This window comes from Halomonas sp. BC2, from assembly GCF_002078115.1.
Classification (GTDB): Bacteria; Pseudomonadota; Gammaproteobacteria; order Pseudomonadales; family Halomonadaceae; genus Vreelandella; species Vreelandella stevensii.
Map to the genome: position 1 here is coordinate 16,276 of NZ_LFGT01000005.1, position 4,777 is coordinate 21,052.

The window sequence follows — 4,777 nt, forward strand, 5'->3', positions numbered from 1 at the left end:
CGCCAGGAGAGCGGGCTGGCAGTGGCCGAGCACGTTCGCCTGCCCTGCGCCTTGAGCCTGATCTGGCGACAGGATCGCGCCATCGAGCCCACCATCAAGGCAGCGCTGGACACCCTGGATACCGTGTGGGCCCATCGCCCCTCCCTGGCGCCATAAAAAGCGCCAGAGGGTGGGCGGGTGAACAGACCGCGAAATTCGGGCAAATGGGGATTTTTCTACTAAAGATAGGAGATCTTTGACTGCTCCCCGCCCTGAAGGACGGGGATTCCCAATTCACCGAGAACCGGACACGGAGGCTGACTCCATGCCGCTTACGCTCTCTCCAAGGGCTAACACCGCCAGCCCGGCGGCTTTAATGTTGACCGCAGCGTTGATGTCGCGGTCGTGTTCGGCTGCACACTCGGGGCACGTCCAGGCGCGAACCTGCAGCGGTAGCGAGTCCACGACGTGGCCGCAGCCGGAGCAGCGCTTGCTGGAGGGGTACCATTGGTCGATGGCCGACAGTTGCCGGCCTGCCCAGGCGGCCTTGTACTCCAGCTGGCGGACGAACTCGCCCCAGCCCGCGTCGCTGATCGACTTGGCCAGCGAGCGGTTGCGCAGCATGTTCTTCACCCTGAGGGACTCGACGCAGATCACTTGGTTCTCGTTAATCAATCTGCGGGACAGCTTGTGCAAGTTGTCCTGGCGGCAATCGGAGATTTTGGCGTGAAGTTTCGCCACCTTCTGTCGGGCCTTGGCTCGGTTGGCCGAGCCGAGCTTTTTCTTGCTCAGTCGGCGCTGTGCCTTGGCCAGTCTGGCGGCGTATCTCGCGGTATGGCGGGGATTGCCGATTCGATGTCCGTCGCTGGTGACGAACAGGTCTTTCAGGCCGAGGTCGATACCCACCATTTTCGGGGTAACGGGCAGCGTCTCGGGATCGAACTCACACAGGCAGCTCACAAAGTAGCGGCCTGCCGAGTCCTTGGACACGGTGACGGTGCTGGGTTCGCCGGGCAGTTCACGGCTCCAGCGAATGTCCAGCGGGGTTTTGCTCTTGGCCAGATACAGCTTGCCGTCCCGGTATTTGAAGGCCGAGCGGGTGAACTCCGCCGACTGGCGGTGTCGCTTGCTCTTGAATGCCGGGTACTTGGCGCGGCCCTCGAAAAAGTTCTTGAACGCGGTCTGTTGGTGCCGAAGACATTGCTGAAGCGGCACCGAGCTGACCTCGTTGAGGAAGGCTGTCTCTTCGACCTTCTTCATCCTCGACAGCTCAGCGTTCGCGGCCACGTAGCCGATCTTCTCCCGGCGCTCGTAGAACGCATCGGTGCGGTACCGCAGCACCGAGTTGTAGACGAAACGCACGCAACCGAACGTCCGAGCCAGGAGCTGCTCCTGTTCGAGCGTCGGATAGAAGCGGTATTTGTAGGCGCGTTTTGTCATGTCTCACATAATACACCATAAACTGTAAGATAGCGACCACCTGAGAAGGAGGCAGCGAGAACAGGGTCGTCCTACGGACGACGCGCTATCCCTCCCCGTACTAGAAGTACGGGGTTTCTCGCGCAAAATCTTATGAGCAACACGATCAAGACCGTCAACGCTAAATCCGGTGATTGTGGTGCAAAGCTAACATCGCCAAGCCCATCGGCTCACGATGGGCTAACCCATAAAAACGCCGCAGTGTCGTTTTCTCGACCTGCGGCGTCTTTATGAGTGGCGCATTTTATAAAGTGGCGTCAGGCGAGTTTTTGCTGCCGACGCTGCCATAGTGTCACCAGCAACGCGACCACCAGCCAACTTACCAGCGCAGCAATCACGTCATCCAGCACGATCCCCACTCCCCCGGTAACATGTTCCGCCAGATGAATAGGCGGTGGTTTCAGGCCATCAAAGAAGCGGTAGACGCCGAACGCCAAGGCCAACACCAGCGGGTGGCGGGCAGCTTTTAGCCCCAGCACTGCCAAGGGGAAAGCCACATATTCATCGGCGACGATACTGCCATGATCCTGTCCATCAAAATGCAGGGACGCCATGTGGCACACCGGCACGGCGGCCAACAGCATCAGCGTGATGATGACCACCTGCTGACGGGTGGAGCGACCTGACAGCCACCAGGCCAACGGCAGGCCAAGCAAGGAACCAAACGTGCCTGGGGCCACGGGCATCAGCCCCAGCCCAAAACCGGTGGCTAACCACAAGTTGGCAGTGCCAACGATATCGAGCATCAGCTGGCCTGCTGGGCCTGATGTTCCAGCTCTGCCACTATATCGGGCGACAGGTTCAGGGCGCTGGCCAACTGGTCCAGCCAGGCACGTTCCATGGGGTTCTGGTCGTCGGTCACCGCCACGCTGATCAGGTACATTTCACGGGCGGCCTGGGGGGAGTCTGCTTCGCGAGCCAGTGCCCTGGCGTCCAGCGGGGCGCGCAGCTGCTGCTCTACCCAGCGGTGCATCTCTTCGTCGGCACCCAGCGCATCGATCTGCTGAGTGATCAGCGCCTGCTCCTGTTCATCGATATGGCCATCGGCGCGGGCGGCCATGATCATGGCTTGCAACAGCTCCAGGCTGCGGCGCTCCTGGTACTCACCGCTGAGTACCTCGACACGCTCCCCTTCTGACGACGCCGCCGTGGCACCGCCATTGGCCTGGGAGCGTTGCCAGGCTTTCCAGGCCAACACGCCAACCCCGGCAATGGCCCCATACTTCAGCGCTTTGCCCCCCATGCTGCGGCCTCGCTTGGAGCCAATCAGCATGCCCATGGCCCCACCACCCAGCAGGCTCTTCATGTCGAACCCGCCCGAGCTGCCGCCGGAGCGCGCCGCTTGACTGCCACTGCCGCCCAACTGCCGCGACAACCCATCCATGATGCCCTGCACGTCCATGCCACCACGGCCGCCTTTGCCACCACTGGCCTGATTCATCAACTGCTGGAGAATCTTGCTCGCATTCATCCTTGCTCCCCCTTCGGGTCATCATCGTGAATTGATCGGTTCGGTTATAAAGCATCGAACATGAACGCAACGTGAACCGCCGGGCTCGTCACCCTTCACCCTTCACCCTTCACCCTTCACCACGACCGTGCTGCCCTGACGGCTGGGCAGCACGTCGATACGAATCGGCATCTGCTCCTTGAGTTCGCTGACATGCGAAATGATGCCGATCATGCGCCCGCTCATCTGCAGCTCGCTGAGCATGGCGATGGCCTGGTCCAGCGCGTCCTGGTCGAGGCTGCCAAAGCCTTCATCTATAAATAGTGTATCCAGCTGAATACCGCCTGCATAGGCTTGCACCACATCAGAAAGCCCCAGCGCCAGCGACAGCGCAGCCATGAACGACTCGCCGCCGGAAAGCGTCGCCACCGGGCGATTCTTGCCGGTATAGGTATCGGCCACGTCCAGTTCCAGGCCGGAGGCTTTATTGCCTTTGGAAGGGTCTTCCCGACGCACCAACTGATAGCGCCCACGGCTCATGCGCACCAGGCGCGCGGAGGCTTGAATCAGCACATCGTCCAGCAGCACGCCCAGCACGAAGCGCTGCAAGCTGATGCGATTCCCGGTGCGCCCGTTGGCCACTTCGCTGAGCGTACCCCACAGTTTGTACTGCTCGTCCAGGGCCGCCTCCACATTGCGCGCCTCTGCCAACCGCTGTCGGGTGGCGGTGAGCTGGTCTACCCGTGCGCTCAGCCGCTGGTAATGCTGTCGGCACGCCTCCTCCCGGGACTTGCTGTTGTCAGCCTGGGCATCGAGGGCAGCAACGTCGGGCGGCGTCTTGCCTTCCAGCAGCGGCGCACTGGCTTCGAGCTGCCCTTCCAGCCTGGCCAGTTCCCGTTGAAAGCGCGCCACGTCGTCACTTAGCCGCTGCTGTTCGGTGGTATCCAGACGGGCGGTAATAAATGCCTGCTCATCCTCAAAGGGACTACCCTGCAGGGCCGTTTGCCACTCGGCCTCGGCCGCTTCCAGCGTCCGCTGCGCCTCGGCCTGGCGCTGGGTTGCCTGAGTGAGCGTGGTTTGCGCCTGGGTGAACGCCGTGTGGGCGGTCTGGGCCTGGCTCTGGGCGGCTTTCCAGCTCCGCTCGCAGGTGTCCATCTCAAGTTTCACGGCCGCTAACGAGGCATTCACGCTCTCCAGCGAGGCGCTATCGCCCAACTGTTCACGCAGCTTCTGGCACTGCTCACCGACGTGCTCGGCCTGTTGCTCCAGGCGCTGGGCATCTTGTTGGGCGCTCACCCATGCCTGTCGAGCGCGCTCATGGGCGCTGCGCGCCTGCTTCACCTCCTCTTGCGTGACCAGTAGCTGGGCCGTCGAGGCAGGCGCGGGATGCTCACGGCTGCCACACACCGGACAAGGCTGGCCACCTTCCAGCTGCTCAGCGAGCAGAGCTGCCTGGCCCTGGTGCCAGCGCATCTCCTGCTCGATGGCGTGCTGCTCCTGTTGGGTGGCCGCACGCTGCTTCTGCTGTGCATTTTCGCGCGCTCGGGCCACTTGCTGGGCAAGCGCTTGCTGCTGCTTCTCCAGCGTGGCCAATGCCTGACACTGATCGAGGGATTGCTCTAGCGCATAAGCCTGGCGTTGCAGGGCGGGCAGCTGTTCATATTGGGCATTGGCCGCCTCGAGCGTTTCCTGAACCTGCTGGTGAGCCGCTTGGCTCAGGGCAATGGCCTGTTCGGCGGCGGCCCACTCGCGCTGGGCCGCCGTGGCGTTTTGCTGGGCGCTTTGCCGGGCATAAAACGGTGTTGCCAGGGCCTGGGTCTGCTCATGCTGCCGCAGCTGCTGCTGGGCACGCTGCACGGCCGGCTGCTG

At 62.4% G+C, this 4,777-nt stretch carries 4 protein-coding genes; all 4 read right to left on the minus strand.

What is annotated here, in order from left to right:
* Positions 1–273: 273 nt before the first annotated feature.
* Positions 274–1,419: an RNA-guided endonuclease TnpB family protein gene (locus tag B7L71_RS03580; RefSeq protein WP_081136051.1), complete on the minus strand. Its 1,146-nt coding sequence runs from the start codon at positions 1,417–1,419 to the stop codon at positions 274–276.
* A 296-nt stretch (positions 1,420–1,715) separates the two neighbouring features.
* Entirely contained in the window at positions 1,716–2,195 is a 480-nt protein-coding gene (locus B7L71_RS03585; protein WP_446497370.1) for a phosphatidylglycerophosphatase A family protein, read from the minus strand.
* An 8-nt stretch (positions 2,196–2,203) separates the two neighbouring features.
* Entirely contained in the window at positions 2,204–2,929 is a 726-nt protein-coding gene (locus tag B7L71_RS03590; RefSeq protein WP_081136054.1) for a tellurite resistance TerB family protein, read from the minus strand.
* A 102-nt stretch (positions 2,930–3,031) separates the two neighbouring features.
* On the minus strand, positions 3,032–4,777 hold a 1,746-nt coding region (locus B7L71_RS03595; RefSeq protein WP_283160399.1), incomplete at its 5' end, for an SbcC/MukB-like Walker B domain-containing protein.